Origin of the sequence: Marinobacter sp. (assembly GCF_039977835.1) — a bacterium.
Classification (GTDB): domain Bacteria; phylum Pseudomonadota; class Gammaproteobacteria; order Pseudomonadales; family Oleiphilaceae; genus Marinobacter.
This window is the reverse complement of sequence record NZ_JBDWCL010000003.1, coordinates 36,822-53,985: the sequence shown is the minus strand read 5'-3', so window position 1 is coordinate 53,985 and position 17,164 is coordinate 36,822. Positions and strand designations below refer to the sequence as shown.

The 17,164-nt window shown below is 59.3% G+C and carries 12 protein-coding genes; 3 read left to right on the top strand and 9 right to left on the bottom strand.

Annotation, left to right across the window (positions count from 1 at the left end):
* The 8 genes from ABJM11_RS00335 to ABJM11_RS00300 all read right to left on the bottom strand — a co-directional run bounded on the left by ABJM11_RS00335 (window position 1) and on the right by ABJM11_RS00300 (window position 12,578).
* Window positions 1–2,244, bottom strand: a complete 2,244-nt coding sequence (locus ABJM11_RS00335) for an NADP-dependent isocitrate dehydrogenase (protein WP_348296584.1) — start codon at window positions 2,242–2,244, stop codon at window positions 1–3.
* 363 nt (window positions 2,245–2,607) lie between these two features.
* The gene (locus ABJM11_RS00330) at window positions 2,608–4,599 is read right to left on the bottom strand and encodes an acetoacetate--CoA ligase (RefSeq protein WP_348296583.1); all 1,992 of its coding nucleotides are present in this window, start codon (window positions 4,597–4,599) and stop codon (window positions 2,608–2,610) included.
* 16 nt (window positions 4,600–4,615) lie between these two features.
* Window positions 4,616–5,395 carry a 3-hydroxybutyrate dehydrogenase gene (locus tag ABJM11_RS00325; protein ID WP_348296582.1) on the bottom strand — a complete coding sequence of 260 codons (780 nt, stop codon included), beginning with the start codon at window positions 5,393–5,395 and terminating at the stop codon, window positions 4,616–4,618.
* Window positions 5,396–5,408: 13 nt separating this feature from the next.
* Window positions 5,409–6,773, bottom strand: a complete 1,365-nt coding sequence (locus ABJM11_RS00320) for a TRAP transporter large permease subunit (RefSeq protein WP_348296581.1) — start codon at window positions 6,771–6,773, stop codon at window positions 5,409–5,411.
* A complete protein-coding gene (locus ABJM11_RS00315) occupies window positions 6,773–7,411 on the bottom strand; it encodes a TRAP transporter small permease subunit (RefSeq protein ID WP_348296580.1) in 639 nt (212 codons plus the stop codon). Before ABJM11_RS00315 ends, ABJM11_RS00320 begins: the two co-directional genes overlap by 1 nt.
* A gap of 117 nt (window positions 7,412–7,528) precedes the next feature.
* A complete protein-coding gene (locus ABJM11_RS00310) occupies window positions 7,529–8,581 on the bottom strand; it encodes a TRAP transporter substrate-binding protein (RefSeq protein ID WP_348296579.1) in 1,053 nt (350 codons plus the stop codon).
* Between the two features lie 328 nt (window positions 8,582–8,909).
* Window positions 8,910–10,322, bottom strand: a complete 1,413-nt coding sequence (locus ABJM11_RS00305) for a sigma 54-interacting transcriptional regulator (protein ID WP_348296578.1) — start codon at window positions 10,320–10,322, stop codon at window positions 8,910–8,912.
* Window positions 10,323–10,469: 147 nt separating this feature from the next.
* Complete coding sequence (locus ABJM11_RS00300; protein WP_348296577.1) at window positions 10,470–12,578, bottom strand: 3-hydroxybutyrate oligomer hydrolase family protein; 2,109 nt, start codon at window positions 12,576–12,578, stop codon at window positions 10,470–10,472.
* Window positions 12,579–12,936: 358 nt separating this feature from the next.
* On the opposite strand from ABJM11_RS00300, the gene ABJM11_RS00295 reads away from it, so the two are divergent.
* Window positions 12,937–13,848, top strand: a complete 912-nt coding sequence (locus tag ABJM11_RS00295) for an alpha/beta hydrolase (RefSeq protein ID WP_348296576.1) — start codon at window positions 12,937–12,939, stop codon at window positions 13,846–13,848.
* 6 nt (window positions 13,849–13,854) lie between these two features.
* Here the strand turns inward: ABJM11_RS00295 and ABJM11_RS00290 are convergent, their stop codons facing one another.
* Window positions 13,855–14,214, bottom strand: coding sequence for a DUF6164 family protein (locus ABJM11_RS00290; RefSeq protein ID WP_348296575.1), 360 nt, complete (start codon window positions 14,212–14,214; stop codon window positions 13,855–13,857).
* An 83-nt stretch (window positions 14,215–14,297) separates the two neighbouring features.
* Between ABJM11_RS00290 and ABJM11_RS00285 the strand changes: the two genes are divergently transcribed.
* A complete protein-coding gene (locus ABJM11_RS00285) occupies window positions 14,298–15,707 on the top strand; it encodes a DUF2868 domain-containing protein (RefSeq protein ID WP_348296574.1) in 1,410 nt (469 codons plus the stop codon).
* A complete protein-coding gene (locus tag ABJM11_RS00280) occupies window positions 15,704–17,134 on the top strand; it encodes a GTPase/DUF3482 domain-containing protein (RefSeq protein WP_348296612.1) in 1,431 nt (476 codons plus the stop codon). The genes ABJM11_RS00285 and ABJM11_RS00280 overlap by 4 nt, the downstream gene beginning before the upstream one ends.
* Window positions 17,135–17,164: the final 30 nt, after the last annotated feature.

Here is a 17,164-nt window from a genome sequence, read left to right as displayed (position 1 = left end):
TCACTTCACGGATGCCTGGGCATCGGCCAGGATCTTATTGAAGGTATCGCTTGGCTGCATGATCTTGCAGACCTTTTCCGCAGGCGGATGGTAGTAACCACCAATATCCGCCGGGTGGCCCTGGATCACGCTCATTTCTTCCAGGATCTTGTCCTTGTTTTCCTCAAGTTGCTTTGACAGCTTCTCGAAGAAGGCTTTCAGATCCCTGTCTTCGTCCTGTTTCGACAGCTCTTCCGCCCAGTAACGGGCCAGATGGAAGTGGCTGCCGCGGTTGTCCAGTTCGCCGGTGTTACGCGACGGGGACTGGTTGTTCTCCAGCAGGCGTTCGGTGGCCTTGTCCAGGGTCAGACCCAGCAGGCGGGCACGCTCGTTGCTCTGTTTCTCGCCCAGTTCCTCCAGGGAAACCGCCGTTGCCAGGAATTCGCCCAGCGAGTCCCAGCGCAGGTGGTTTTCCTGCAACAGTTGCTGAACGTGCTTCGGGGCGGAACCACCGGCGCCGGTCTCATACAGGCCACCACCATTAAGCAGTGGTACGATGGACAGCATCTTGGCGCTGGTGCCCAGCTCCAGGATCGGGAACAGGTCGGTGAGGTAGTCTCGCAGTACGTTGCCGGTGACGGAGATGGTGTCCAGGCCGCGGATCAGGCGCTCCATGGTCCAGCGGATGGCGCGTACCGGGGACTTGATGAGAATTTCCAGGCCTTCGGTGTCGTGCTCCTTCAGGTACATCTCCACTTTCTTGATGAGCTGGGCATCGTGTGGACGCTCATCGTCGAGCCAGAACAGAGCAGGCATGCCGGTAGCTCTGGCACGGTTCACCGCCAGCTTGACCCAGTCACGGATCGGCAGATCCTTGGTCTGGCAGGCACGCCAGATATCACCCTTCTCAACCTTGTGCTCAGTCAGTACGGTGCCGTCTTCAGCAATCACCCGAACAATACCGTCTTCCTTGATTTCAAAGGTCTTGTCGTGGGAGCCGTATTCCTCGGCCTTCTGCGCCATCAGGCCAACATTCGGCACGGTACCCATGGTGGTGGGGTCAAAGGCACCGTGGGTCTTGCAGAAGTTGATCACTTCCTGATAGATGGTGGCGTAGGTGCTCTCCGGCATCACCGCCTTGGTGTCCTTGAGCTTGTTGTCCCGCGCCCACATCTTACCGGAGTTGCGGATCATCGCTGGCATGGAAGCGTCAACGATGACGTCACTGGGCACGTGCAGGTTGGTGATGCCCTTTACCGAGTCCACCATGGCGATTTCCGGGCGGTGCTCGTAGCAGGCATGCAGGTCTTCTAGGATCTGCTCCTGCTTGGATTCGGGCAGCTGCTTGATCTTCTCCGTAACGCTGGACAGGCCGTTGTTGGGGTTCACGCCCAGTTCGTCGAACAGCTCGCCGTATTTGTCGAACAGCTCCTTGTAGAAAATCTTCACCGCGTGGCCAAACACGATGGGGTGGGAGATCTTCATCATGGTAGCTTTGACGTGGAGTGAGAACATCACACCGGTTTTCTCGCAGTCTTCAATGCAGTCTTCAAAGAACTTGCGCAGGGCCTTGCAGCTCATGAACATGCCGTCCAGCACTTCACCTTCCTGCAGTGGCAATTCGCTTTTCAGTACCGTCTGCTCGCCCTTGGCGTTTTCAAAGACGATGCGGGCGTTGGTGGCCTTGTCCAGGGTCAGTGACTGCTCGTTGGAATAGAAGTCACCACCACGCATGTGGGCCACGTGGGTGCGTGACGCCGGGCTCCACTCGCCCATGGTGTGGGGGTGCTTGCGGGCAAAGGCCTTGACGGCCGTCGGTGCGCGACGGTCGGAGTTGCCTTCCCGCAGTACCGGGTTAACGGCGCTACCCAGTACTTTGGAGTAGCGGGCCTGAATTTCCTTTTCCTCGTCAGTCTCGGGATGTTCCTTGTACTCGGGAACCTTGTAGCCCTGCTCGTTAAGCTCCTTGATGGCAGCCCTCAGCTGGGGGATGGAGGCGCTGATATTGGGAAGCTTGATAATGTTCGCTTCCGGGTCCTTGGTGTAATCACCCAGTTCTTTCAGGTCGTCCGGAACCCGCTGGCCTTCCTCGAGGTAATCGGGAAACAACGCCAGGATACGCGCCGCCAGGGAAATATCGCTGGTTTCAAATTCGATGCCGGCCGGCTTGGCATAGGTTTCCAGGATAGGAAGCAGAGACCGCGTGGCGAGAGCGGGTGCCTCGTCGGTCAGTGTGTAGATGATCTTGGCTTTGGATGATGTCATTTTCGTCCTCAGGCTAATGGGTGAGTTCAGGACGGTCATGGCAGGGTCAGGTGTCTTGTGAACGCCCGACCTGAGCAATGACTGATTCGGGAACTTTTGATAGGCCTACTAAGATAGCATTTTTTTGACGATTCTGGTTACGATCTTAGTATAAGAACCGACTAAAAATGCGCTAAAACCCGTTACAGGACGATGAAAAGGCAGGATTTTACGAAACTTTCGGACATTTTGAGGATTTCTGGCCATGGGGGATCGTGGTGAGGAGACTGTCTCCCCACCACTCGACATACCCTCTGCGGGCTTGCCCTAACCGTAGGTCGGATTAGCCGGAGGCGTAATCCGACAACCAACCCAACGGCAAACTCACCCCTTCGGCAACAACCCCGCCCCCTCCAGGCATTCACCAATCCGGTCCAACGCCTCCGGATTCGCCAACGCGTCCCGGTTATCGGCCTTGGATGAGCCGTTGATCAAACGGGCAACCGCCAGCTCAACCTTCTTGCCACTGCGCGTATAGGGAATATCCGGCACCTCGATAATGTGCTTTGGCACATGGCGGGGGCTTGCGCCCTGGCGGATGCGGGTTTTGAGGTTTTTCTGGAGGTCATCGGTGAGGGCTCCACCTTCAGTCGGCACCACCAGCAGGACCACTTCCACGTCGCCGTCGATCTGGCGGCCGACAACCAGGCTGTCTTTGACTTCAGCAATGGTTTCCACCTGGCGGTAGATTTCGGCGGTGCCGATTCTGACGCCGCCGGGGTTGAGGGTGGCGTCGGAGCGGCCGTAGATGATGGCGCCTCCGTGTTCGGTGAATTCGATGAAGTCACCATGGGCCCATACGCCCGGAAAAGTGCTGAAGTAGGCGTCTTTGTAGCGCTCGTCGTTGGGGTCGTCCCAGAAACTGACGGGCATGGACGGCAGCGGTTGGCGGCAGACGAGTTCGCCACGGCCGGAACTGACAGGTTTGCCATCATCGCCATAGGCAACAGCATCAACACCCAGGAAGCGGCACTGGATTTCACCCCGGCGCACTGGCAGCAGGGGGGTGGAGCCCACGAAACAGCCACAGATGTCAGTGCCACCGGCAATGGAGCCCAACAGCACCTCGGGAGCGCCGTCGCTGTAGACCCAGTCATAGTCTTCCGGCAACAGCGGCGAGCCAGTGGAGAAGACCACCCTCAGTGCACTCAGGTCGAGTGTTTTGGCCGGCGCCAGTTCGGCCTTGCGGCAGCCTGCAATGAAGCGGGCGCTGGTGCCGTAGTGGGTAACCTTCTCATCAGCCACCACCTGCCACAGGTAGTTCAGGTCCGGGTAGCCAGGGGATCCGTCAACGGTGATTACGGCAGCGCCGGTGAGCAGGGCAGAAGCCTGCCAGTTCCACATCATCCAGCCACAGGTGGTGAAATAGAGGAAGCGGTCATCCGGCCCCACGTCACCGTGCAGCATCAGCTCCTTGGCGTGATTGACCAGCAGGCCGGCATTGCCGTGAACAATGCACTTGGGCTTTCCGGTGGTGCCGGAGGAGTAGAGGATATACACCGGATGTTCCGGCGGCAGCGGAGTAAACGAAGGCGCCTGGCCCTGTCCTTCAGCAAGGGCATCGTTCCAGTGGGTGACCTTGTCACCGGGTATGGCAGGCTCGCCCGGCAGTTGCTCAATGCTGACCACGCAGCGCAGGGTCGGCAGACCATCAATCAGGCCGGAAAAGTCCTCCTGGCGTTTGAACACCTTGCCGCCGTAGCCGTAGCCATTCACGACAATCAGCGCTGCCGGCTCGATCTGGCCGAAGCGGTCCAGAATCGCCCCAACGCCGAAATCCGGCGACGCAGAACTCCAGATAGCGCCAAGGCTGGTGGCTGCCAGCATTCCTACCAACGCCTCGTAGCCGTTGGTGACTACACCGGCGACGCGGTCGCCCTGCCGGATACCTTTATTGCGCAGGAACGTTTCCAGGGCACCGGTATCAGCTTTCAGTTGCGCATAGGTCCGGCGCAGTACCGGGCGGGTTTCGCAGTATGCCACCACGGCTTCGCGGTCGGCATGCTCTCCTTCCGCCAGTCGCAACAGGTTGGCAGCAAAGTTGAGCTTCATGCCAGGAAACCATTCCGCGCCAGGCATTTCACGGTTGCCAAGCACCTTGTCCGCCGGGGTGTCGCACACCAGGCCGCAGTAGTCCCAAACCTTTTGCCAGAAGGTCTCAAGGTTATCAATCGACCACTGGTGAAGGGCGTGGTAATCGGCAAACGGGCCGAAGCCCTGTTGCTCGAGCCAACCCTGGAAACGGCCCATCTGACAGTTGTTCAGTGTGTCTTGCGAGGGAGACCAGACCACCGGGGATTGTTCTGTATTACTCATCCGTCTCTCCTGTTACTTACTGCATATGCCAGCCGTGGCTGACCACGATGGATTGGCCAGTCATGGCCGCCGAGGGGAAGGCCGCCAGATGCACCGCCAGCTCGGAGACATCTTCCAGCGTGGTGAATTGTCCGTCCACCGTGTTTTTCAGCATGACCTTGCTGATCACTTCCTCCTCGGAAATACCCAGCTCCTTTGCCTGCTCGGGGATCTGCTTGTCCACCAGCGGTGTGCGGACGAAGCCGGGGCAAATGATGTTACTGCGAACACCGTGTTCCGCGCCTTCTTTGGCGACCGCCCGGCATAACCCCAGCATCCCGTGTTTGGCCGCCACGTAGGGCGCCTTCAATGGGGAGGCCTCAAGGGAGTGAACCGACCCCATGTAGAGCATGGTGCCGCCACCACTGGCATACATCTGCTTCAGTGCGGCACGGGTGACAAGGAAAGCACCGTCCAGGTGCACACTCATGACCTTGCTCCAGTCGGAAAACGCCAGTTTGTGCACAGGGTCGATATGCTGGACACCCGCGTTGGCCAGGGCGATATCAAGCCCACCCCATTTCTCCACAACAGCGGCTACGCCACGGTCAACTGCGTGTTCGTCCGTTACATCCATAGCCAGCGCCATTGCCGTTCCACCCGCGCGTTCGATGGCGTCGACGGTCTCACCAGCGCTTTCCAGTGTAAGATCGGCGACAGCGACCCGGGCGCCTTCACGGCCATAATGCTCTGCAATGGCACGGCCGATGCCCCGCCCCGCCCCGGTAATCAGGGCTATCCTGTTTTCTAGACGCATTAGCGTTCTCTCCTTAGTCGTAAGCCACGCTGGGCAGCCAGGTCGCGATTTCGGGGACCAGGAACACGATGGCCAGTGCTACCAGCTGAATAATGATGAAAGGTATGACACCCCTGTAGATGTCCATTACGTCGATTTCCGGCGGCGCAACACCTTTTATGTAGAAAAGCGCGAAACCTACCGGCGGCGTCAGGAACGATGTCTGCAGGCACATGGCAAACAGGATGGTGAACCACACCAGGTCAAACCCGAGAGTCTGCACCACCGGTGCCACCAGCGGCAGGATGATCAGGGTGATCTCAACCCAGTCCAGGAAGAATCCAAGCAGAAATACCGCGAACAGAATGGTCAGTACCACGCCATAGGGACCGAATGGCAGCCCCAACAGCGCGTCTTCGATGACCTGGTCACCACCCAGACCGCGCAATACAACGGAGAACGCCGTTGCACCGAGGAAAATGGCAAAGATGAAAGCCGCTGTGCGGGTAGTCTGCTGCATCGAGGAGTTCAGCACTTTCAGGTTCAGACGCCGCGACATCAGGGCCAGCAACAGAGCGCCAAGGGCACCAACACCGGAGGCCTCCGTGGGTGTTGCTATCCCGGCAAAGATGGAGCCCAACACACCCAGAATCAGAGCAGCCGTCGGCACCACTGCCTTGGCCACTTCCCAGACAATGCCCCAGGTGACTTTCACTGTACCTTCCGGCACCGGCGCAATATGTGGCTGCAGCAGGGGACGGATCATCACATAGGCAACGTACATGGCCCCCAGAAGCAGCCCGGGTAGAAACGCGCCCATGAACAGATCGCCCACTGACGCTTCGGGAACTGCCAACCGGTCTGCCATCAGCACCAGCATGATGGATGGGGGAATCAGGATCCCCAGGGTGCCCGTGGCGCAGGCAGTACCTACGGCAAACCCTTTATCGTACTTGTTCTCCATCATTACCGGCAGGGAGAGCATGCCCAGAAGCACAACGGACGCGCCGATGATACCGGTAGTGGCCGCCAGCAGTACGCCGATGACAACCACCGTTACCGCATAGCCGCCGCGAACCGCACCGAACAGTTTTACCATACTGTTCATCAGCTTTTCGGCAACACCGGACTGGTCAAGCATGATGCCCATGAAGATAAACATGGGCAGGGCGACAAGGGTTTCGCTGTTGACAACGTCCCATATCCGCTCGGGAACAAGTCCCATGGATGACGGATAATCGAACCAGAGATTAGCACCAAAATTATCGACGGCAATGACACCAATCACCGTCCAGATGACGGCGGTACCACCCAGCACCCAGGCAACGGGATAGCCGGTCATCAGCAGCACTCCGAACGTCAGGAACATGCCGATTACAAACAGGGTTTCAAGCTCCATCAGGACGCATCCTCTTTCTTGTTATTGCCGGACTCGACCCGGATTGGCCTCGGAAAACCGAAAAGCAGTGCGGTTACTTTCAGCAGGCGGGATAGTGCAGCCACAATAAGAAGCACAAACGATAATGCCAGTACTGCCTTGAGGACCCAGCGATGTGGCAGGCCTGCCGGTGCCTGGCTGGTCTCTCCCTGCTGCCAGGAGCTATAGGCATAAGGAATCATTTCGTACACCGCCAGCCCCAGAAAGGGCAGCAGCAGAAGCAACAGGCCGAAAAGCTCGATCCAGGCCTGACCCCGGAGAGACAAACGTTCATGGATCACGTCCACCCGTACATGGCCATCCGTGACCAGCGTATAGCCCAGCCCCAGCAGCCAGCCTGCGCCGGCCAGGTGCCACTGGACTTCTTCCAGCGTTACCGAACCGATACCAAAAGCATAGCGGCCAACCACCGCATAAATGATCACACCAGTGACGATCAGCCACATCCAGGAGGCCGTTTTGCCAATCCCGGAAATAACAAGGTCCATACCCCGACTGATCCGGGTGGTAGGCAACTCCGTGTGATGATGAAGAAATTCCTGGGCGTCGGAAACCGATGCCCGCTCACTCTGCGGTGAGCCTTTATCTGACACCGTCATACAACGGTTCCTCGCTCAAAAAGCCGATGGCGAAAAAAGGATGGCCCCGAAGGGCCATCCAGACTTGGTTGGAGAACACCGGGGCTCTGCCCGGCGCCTCAGGATCGGCCCCGGACCCTAGAGGTCGGACGGAACGTAGGCACGCTCGTCCCAGACCTTGTAGGTTTCAAGGAACTCGTTCTGGCTTTCATAGACCCGCTTGAAGTCAGCGTCTTTAGCCGCTTCCTGCTTCAGAACCTTGTCAGTAACCGCCTTCAACTCCTCAAGAACCTCGCGGGGAATCTGGTCAGCCTGAACACCTTTCTCCTGGAAGCCAGCCAGCACTGCGCCGTTCTTGTACTCGCCTTCGGCCAGGCCAAGGGTGGTTGCTGCAGTACAGGAAGCTTCAACCAGTGCCTTCTGGGCGTCAGTGGTTTTGTTCCACTGGTCCTTGTTGATCAGCATGTACTGGGCGGTAAACTGCTGGTGCCAGCCCGGGAACAGGTTGTACTTGACCACCTGGTCGAAGCCGAGAAGCTGGTCGATGGCGGGCATGGAGAATTCGGTAGCATCAATGGTGCCTTTCTCCAGGGCCTGGTAGAGCTCGCCACCGGGCATCATGGTGACCGAGGCGCCCAGCTCTTCCAGAACCTTACCGCCCAGACCGGCAAAGCGAATCTTCAGGCCTTCGTAATCGTCCAGCGTTTCTATGGGCTGTGAATACCAGCCGGCTGTTTCAGGCCCGATAATACCGCACAGTTGTGCGTGCACGTCGAAGCCCTTGTTGGCGTAGACTTCCTGCAGCATCTCGTGGCCGCCACCGTAGTAATACCAGGCTGTGTAGGCCCAGGGCTTCATACCGAAGGGTACCGCTGCAAACAGGGGAATCGCCGGTACCTTGCCCTGGTCGTACCCGATCCAGGTATAGCCGGCTTCAACTTTGCCATCGGAAACGGACTGCAGGATATCAAACGGAGGTACCAGTTTACCGGGCTCGTAGACGCGAACCTGAATGCTGCCACCGGAAGCGGTGGTCAGATTTTCGGCAACCCAGGCGCCGGGGGAACCCAGGCCGGGGAGATTGGTGGCGAAGGCAACCGGCATTTTCCAGCGCAGGTCATCCGCGAAAGCCGATCCCGTGGTCAGGGCGATCGCACCGGCGATACCGGTAAGGGCCTTGAAGAGTTTCATTGGCAAGTCTCCTAGCATTGTTGTTGTATTCGGCCAAACAGGACGTTTCCCGACAGGCCTTATCCAAGTGTAGTCAGACATCGCAGAACACGGGACGGACGAATGATTTTTTTCGGGTCCAACGAAAGCGCCAGTCTTGTTTTCCGCGTTGTTCTGACGTCCTGCAGACAGGATATAGCAGACACTATGCCAATCATTTTTTTGTTATATTTATCAGAAAGATAGAAATTTCGTTTAGGTCAGGATGCTGCAGATAGTCCGGAACTCCGGACATGTATAGCCATCAGTCGTAGGTGTTTGTACGGATGGCAGGACAAGCGTCCTGATTTCAGGACATCTTTGCCAGCTTTTCATACAGCACTGAGCGGGAGATACCCAACAACTTGGCCGCACGGGTGCGGTTGCCGCGGCTTGCAACCAGGGCTTCTTCGATTGCCTGGGCCTCTGCATCGGCCAGGGTTTTGGCAAGGGGGCGCACCGGCTGCGGCAACAAGGAGGAGGCCGGCCGGTTTCCGCTGCGGGGTAACACCTTGAAAATCGCATCGGCATCCAGCAGACCGCCGTCCTCACCCATGGTCAGCGCCCGTTCCAGTACGTTACGCAGCTCACGTATATTGCCAGGCCAGTCATAACCACCCAGGGCGGCGACCCCCGCATCGGTGATTTCACCCCGCATCTCAAGGCCATCGCAGATCTCTCCCAGCAGGGCCTCACACAGCACCCCCAGATCCGCCAGGCGATCCCGAAGCGGGGGTATGGGGATCTCCAGCACATTCAGCCGGTAATACAGGTCCGAACGAAATTCACCCTCAGCAATCATGGCCTCCAGATTACGGCTGGTTGCGGCAATGACACGCACGTCCACCGACGCCACCTTGTTGGAACCCAGCGGCTCTATCTCACCTTCCTGCAACGCCCGCAGCAACTTCGCCTGCAGGGGCAGCGGCATATCGCCGACCTCGTCCAGGAACAGCGTGCCACCGTTGGCCAGTTGGAACTTGCCGTCACGGGTACGGCGATCGGCGCCCGTGTAGGCACCGGGCGCCACCCCGAAAAATTCGGCTTCCAGAAGGTTGTCCGGAATAGCAGCCACGTTCACGCCCACGAACGGTTTTTCCGCACGGGGGGAGACGGAATGAATCGCCTGGGCCAGAACCTCCTTGCCGGTGCCGGTTTCACCCAGCAGAAGCACCGGCATGTCGCGGCCAGCTGCCAGCCGGGCCCGCCGTTTTACCTCCAGCGCGGCCGGGCTGGCGCCGACAAAATCAGCAAGATTATAGCGTGTGCCACGGGTCTTTTTGGCCAGTGCCTTGCGGGCAGCCGCCAGGTCCTGATGCAGACGACGGTACTTGGCGACCAGCGGCGTCAACGGTTGCAGGTCGTCATACAGCACAAACGCCACGGCCCCCATGATTCGCCCATCGTCGTCGTAAAAAGGCAAGCGGGTAACGACCAGCTGTTGCTGGTTGTGCTCCATTATGTCGAGCAGCAAAGGTTTGCCGGTCTCCACCACCTCCGGCATCCGGGTATGGGGAATCACCTGGCGGACCAGTTTGCCAATGGCCGCCTTGGGATCTCCCAGCCCCAGCAGGTGAGAGTAGCTACTGTTGATCCACGTAATGCGGCTCTCGTGATCAACGGCAATGGCGCCGGCGCTGGCTTCCTCGAACATGGGAAACAGGGCCTCGATCAGATCCCTGGTGAGCCCGCTCTTGTTGTTATCAGTAAACAGCTCAGTCATGTACCCTGTACCACCGGGTTGGATAATATTCATGGCAATACCCATGGCACCCGGCGAACCGGGTGCAGTGACGGAAGTATATGGCGCCCCCGGAACGGGGGCAAACAATGCCGGCCCGGAATCCCGAGGGGCCGGCCAAACGGTGCGTCAGTCCGGGATCTGCACCTGGTCATCGCTGAACAGGATGAGATCACCGGCATCGGGATTAGCCGCAATGGGCGTCAGATTAGCAGCGGACAGAGGTGTCGCAATATCGCCTCGCGGCACTGTTCTGACCACCTGGCTGGGAGGCAATGCCTGCTTGTCGGCAAGGTTGGCCCACACCAGATCAAGCGCCTGGAAGTAGTAGTGGTGCAGGGGCACGTAACGATCCGCAATGCCCGGGAATCCATTGAGAACATCCAGATGATGGGCGTTGAGAATTTCGTAGTAACGCAACTTGCTACCACTGCCTTCAACCCGCTGATTGAGACCGAAATAGGGCCTCGACGTGTGATTGATCGGCAGGATGGCGTCGGCACGGCCAGTAACGAAAACGGCCGGCTTGCCTTGCAGGTTCCCTGAGGCTCGAACCTGTTCAATGCCATCGGCAATACGGTCTGTCATCTCAGCTGCAGTGCCTGAAAGCGCCGCACCGGAGGTAACATCGGTTCCCACCGCAAGACTTCTCAGGCATAGCAATGCATCCAGACCATAATCCGGTTGGCTGGAGCTGGGCGAGGCACTGGCGGCAAGGTTGGTGGGCTGGCCTTCGGCGTTGTCATACACCAGGTTAACGCCAGCGCTGGGCGGGATCCCGTTGCTCGCCGAGAACAGCGCCGCCTCCTGGGCACCGCTGAGGGGCGTCACTGCGCCTGCAGCATCGGTGGCGGCCAGGCTGACGTCACAGAGCCTGTCTTCCACACCCGCTTGAGCGTAAGCGTTGGCGTAGGTCATGGAAATACTCTGGGCCACCGCCAGCCCGAAATGGACGGGTGCCAACAGGTTCTGCTCGGGCTGAATGCCCACCTCCTCTTCCAGGATGCGCAACGCGTCGGCCGCCCGGTCGTCCGTCGTAGCGCCGGTCACCAGCCCCTTGTTGGCAAGAGAGTTACAGATGTTTTCCGCAACCGTGAAGTTGTTGAACGTGGCGTTCAGGGGCGCTACATCACGAATTTCCGGTGCGATATTGGCACAGCCCTGATACACCGCCAGCGCTGTGGTGTAATCCAGCAGACTGCGACTGTGTTCAGTAATCTCCGGACCGCTGCCCTGACGAATGGTGAAACTGGTGTCCACCCGGGGATTGACGTTGGGTTCCGACACCGCCACGCCGTCGATCAGCCCGCGATCGTCCTGCTCCGCAGCACGGACGGAGGCACCACCACCATTGGACACACTGGATGCAATCACCAGGGTGTTCTTCGGCAGCACCTTTTTCACTTTGCGATCATTGCCGGTTTCCTGTCCGAATTTCTCGTTAAGCACATAGAAGCCAAATTCGATGGACTGGAGCACATGACGGCCCCAATCCGCTTCGGGATTGACCTGCGAATGGGCGTGCTTGTAGGCAAACCGGTCCGGCCAGGCGGCATTGAAATCAGCACGCTCCTGGTCGCTCAGGTCAGCCCGGAACTGCACCGGCTCATCGGCCTGGGTCAGGGTGCCATCAATGCGCTGGGCCGCATTGGTGGTCAGGTTGTGGGAACCGGTACCGGTGCCCTTGTCGGTGTAGACCACCGCACAACCTTTCTTCAGCCCCCACTCCCCAGCCGTACCGATGGCTCCATAGATACCCCGGGAGCCCGAGGAAGGCGCCGTGATCATGCAGGCCTGGTCAGGGTCGAAAGTGTCCGGCACCTGCACCATGACGGTTACGGGTACCTCACTGCCCTCGACAGACATGTACGCAAGGTGCTCTTCTCCAGCAATCAGGCCTTCACCCCCATTGCCTACCTGGGGCCCGAAAAACTCGCCATATCCACCGCCCGGTACCGTGTCCACGAGAGCGCGATAATTATTGTAGATGGCCAGCGTTCGCAGCTCCTCCGGAGTCGGGTTGAGCGGATCGTCAAAAGTCGGCGCCGTACCACTGGCAAGGCCACTGGCACCAAGCCCACCGGTCAGCAGGTCATTGGTGGTACCATCGTACTGGCTCGACTGAATATCACCCTGAATGAAGTCAGGGAGCTGGTTGAAAGGGGAGTTGCCTTCTTTGCAGGCGGACACGCTTAACGCGACCGCACCGATTAACGTGCATTGCAGTAGTGTTTTCATAATGTTCCCTGTTGTTTTTGTTAGACACCGGAGCCGGGCGCACAAGAGAGAAGCCAGGCACCACCTGCGTAGCCATGCGTATCCTGTGCCAATAAACCAAGCCTTTGATATTTAGGACATTATAAGGGAAACTCGAAAATCCGTGATGGAGGTTTCCGGATAACCGGACAGTGGGAGGTCTGCCAGAAGGCGAGAAAGAGGTTTCTGGTTCGCTCAGTGCCGCATTCAGGGCGAGTGTCGCGAAATCCGGACGCTGTCCCGTTTTCCGGACATCTTTCCTGCCTGAATACGAAAGGACATCCGCCGGAGGGGTTCGGCCGTATCAGTTCCTGCAACCCGAACGAATCATGGAGAACTGATGCGCCCTTCACGCCTGCTGGCCCTGCTTGTCAGTATTCTTCTGAGTGCCTGTGCGTCACACCAGAATGCGCCGGAGCAGGCCGTGCCAGTGCCGGAAACCCGCTTCATTACCAAGACAGACATCACTTTCTCGCCGGCTGACTGGCCCCAGGTTCTGCAGGCTGATCTTTACCTGCCTGAAAGCAGCCAGCCCCGGCCGGCAGTGCTGCTGGTACACGGCGGCGGCTGGGAACGGCGCTCGCGGGCCGATATGGCGTGGATTGCTGAAAGCCTCGCCAGCCGGGGTTTTGCGGTGTTGAACATTGACTACCGTTTTGCCCCGGAACACACCTTCCCTGCCCAGCTGTACGATCTGCAGGTTGCCATGAACTGGCTTGGCCGCGAGGCTGACAACTACCGCCTGGACCGGGATGCCATCAGTGCATTCGGGTTTTCCTCCGGCGCCCATCTGGTCAGCCTGATGGCACTGGTCGCCGAATCCCGACACCCGTTAAACCAGCCTTACGGAGGCAGGTATGCCAGACCCGTAGCCGTTGTTGCCGGTGGTCTGCCGGCCGACCTTCGGGCCTTTGGCTCCGGCAAACTGATCCGCCAGTTTCTGGGGGGCGGACAGGAAAACATACCCGGCATCTACCAGGCCGCTTCCCCCATCACCCACATCTCAACTGGGGCGCCGCCGTTCTTTCTGTTCCATGGCGCGCAGGACATGCTGGTACCTGTCAGCCAGGCAAAGGAGTTCCGGGCCCGCCTGACAGACCATGGCGTCGAGAGCGAGCTTTACCTGATGTATCTGCGAGGCCATGTAACCAGTTTCCTGACTGCCGGCAATGCCGTTGAAAAAGCGGCGGAATTTCTGGTCCGGCATAGGGGCAACACGCGACCGGTCAGCCACGAGCAAGACGGGGGCTGAGTTCATTCAAAGGGTCACGAAAGGGGCCACCGTCAGCGCCAGAATCACCACAATGGCAATGCAGGCCGCGAAGGTGGTGACCGGCTTATGGCGCAACCGGTGCCAGAACCCGCCGGTTCGCCCTTCCGCCAGATCATTCTCATAAGCCTCGCGCTGACGCTGCAAACGGTCCCGCTGATAGTTTTCCAGCAGCTCCCTTGCGCGCCGGGCCTCGTCGTTGTCATGCACCCAGAAACCACCCATGCTGATACCCCAGCGGCTGGGCGGCGTTTCGTAATAGGGCACATCGTGGGCTTCAAACAGCTCACGGATTTCGTCGGCCTCGTCATCAGGAACGTGACGCAGATTCATGAGGTGGTTAGTCATGTTATGTCTGACACCGGGTTATGGGATACCCTTATCCTAGCATCACGGGAAGGTTCTCACCGCCCAGTTCACCAGGATAATCAATGCCAGACAGCGCTATTCAACGATTACTGGAATTTGACGAGCAGGTCCGGCGGGACCGCGACCAGAGCCCGGCCTTCCTGCACCGGAGGGATCGCCGTTTCGCCCTTGATTGTCGTGACAAGGGCCTGGCCCCTGGCCCTGGCCAGTGGCTCCAGCATGTTCGCAAACTGCGGCCGCCAATGCCCTCCGACGACCCGTTGCGCCGTTGGCGACACCTGACGGCAGGCTTTGCCTTTGTGGGCCTGATCACCGGCGTTATGGCAATGCTCGGCCTGCTGTTCTACGACGGTGGCCAGAGAATCAATCTCACGGTTATCCTGGCGTTCGTACTGCTTCAGTGCCTGCTGGCAGCGATTACCACAGTTCAGGCCTTTGCCGGCTGGCAGCCCTGGCGCTGGCTGTTACGTAAGTTTTCCACCACAACCCCGTCTGCAGCACTGCAGCCACTGCAGCCCATGCTGATGGCTCGCGCCGCCCATACCGGCGGGTTGATGTTCGGCATAGCGGGATTGGTCACCCTGCTGGTACTGGTGGTGATACAGGACCTCGCTTTTGGCTGGAGTACGACTCTGGACACAGGCTCCGACAGCTATTACAACCTGCTGGCGTTCCTGGCCGCCCCCTGGAACAACCTCTGGCCCGCAGCCGTACCGGACAGGGAGCTGGTGGAGGCTACCCGGTTCTTCCGCAGCGACAGCCAGGGTACCACTGACCCGTCGCTGTGGGGGCGCTGGTGGCCCTTTGTGGCCATGCTCTGGGTCACCTATGTCGTACTGCCACGGCTGGTTCTGCTCGCCGTGGCAGCCGTCCACCCCGGTATCCGGGCGCGCAGGGAACTGACCAGGCACCCGGGTATGATCGCCTTGCAATACCGTATGGAAACCCCGGCACTGGAGACCGGCAATCGCCACAACGACGCCGCTGATTTGCCTGATACCAACACCCGGGGGGAACTGCATCAACTGCCTGGTGGACAGGTTCTCATCCGCTGGGCCGGCGCTGGCGAACCCGAACTCCCTGACACCCTGTCGACCGGTTATCAGAACATTCTTGCAGCAGGCGGCAACGCCTCCCTTGAGCATGACAATGGCATCATCGAACAGGCCAGAAACGCGTTTGCCGGCACTCCCTCCAGCCCTGCAGCCCTGGTGGTTACCCGCAGCTGGGAACCGCCCACCGGGGAACTGGCCGACTTCCTGAGCCAGGCCCGCAAGTCCTGGCCGGCAAACACGCTCATTGCCCTGGTACCCATGGCGGCTGAGCCGGATCAGCCACCACCGGTCCATCAGCTAAACCAGTGGCTGAGGTTTGCTGACCGATCCGGAGACAGCCGGCTTGTCGTCAGCGCGCCTGACATGGCATCACCGCAGGCCCGTATTGACCGCGCACTGCAGGACGAGCACAAATAATGGCTGCCCCCGTCTTTGCCGTGGTTGGCCACCCCAACAAGGGAAAATCCAGCATCGTGGCCACCCTGTCCCAGAACGATGCCATCGCCATCGCCCTGGAACCGGGAACCACCCGCCAGCGCCAGGAATACCCGCTGACGGTGGATGGCAAAACCCTGTATACCCTGGTAGACACCCCGGGTTTCCAGCGCCCCCGGCGGGTAATGGAATGGCTGGAAGCCCATAGCATCTCCGCCTCGGATCGGGCGGATACCGTGAAGGCCTTTATTATCCAGCACCGTGACGACGGCGGTTTCACCGATGAATGTGAGTTGCTGACACCGCTGACCGAAGGCGCGGGCATTATTTACGTGGTTGACGGCTCGGTGCCCTACAGCGCACAACACGAAGCCGAGATGACCATCCTGCGCTGGAGCGGACGGCCAAGCCTGGCGCTGATCAACAGTATTGGCGAGGATGACTACAGCGACACCTGGGCGCGAGCGCTTGGTCAGTTCTTCCAGGTTGTTCGCAAGTTTGATGCGGTTTCCGCCCCGTTCGAGCAACATATCAGCCTTTTGCGGGCATTTGGCCAGCTGGAGCCGGCCTGGGATCAGCCACTGGCGCAGGCAACCGCCTTTCTCCTGGCTCAGCGCCGTCAACGCCGGACGGAAGCGGCTACGATGATAGCGCGGACCCTGGAGGAGATGATGTCGTTTCGGGAGAAGCGCACCCTGACCACCCTCCAGACCAGTCAACTGTCGGATGACGAGCTGGCCAGACAGTTGCGAACCAGCTGGTATGACAACCAGCGGAAACGGGAACAGCACCTGCGAATTGCCATCGAGAAGCTTTATGAGCATCACCGCGTGGAACGCCAGGAGGCCGAACTGGAGTGGCACAGTGAGCACGACCTGTTCAGCGAGGACAGCCGCAAGGCCTGGGGCGTAAACCGTCGTTACCTGGCGACAGCCGGCTTCGGCGCCGGCGCCGTGGGTGGCGCCGGCGTGGATGCGCTGACCCTTGGGCACTCCCTGGGAGCTGGCGCGTTGGTGGGGGGACTGATTGGCGCCGCCGGCAGCTATTTCTACGGCGATCGCCTGACGCTACCGGTTTTGAATACCGGGGTACTGACAAACGGGCTCAGGACTGCCACTTTTGGCCCTGTACAGGACAGCCAATTCGGCTATGTTGTATTAGGAAGGGCAATAAATCACTGGTGGCATATCAGCCACCGCAATCACGCAGGTCGTGACCTGCTGGACCTGGCGCCGGCAGACAATCACTGGCTGGAGCACCTGGACCGGGCCAACCGCCAGGTCATTCACCGGGCCCTGGAACGCTGCCGTAAACAGCGGGCCCTGGACGACAAAACCCGGATGTCACTGGCTTCTGCCATTGAGCAGGCCATGGGCGCCTACGACGATTGGCGGTTGAACCGAACCTGACCAGGATGTGTATACTGTAAGGCTGCTCCA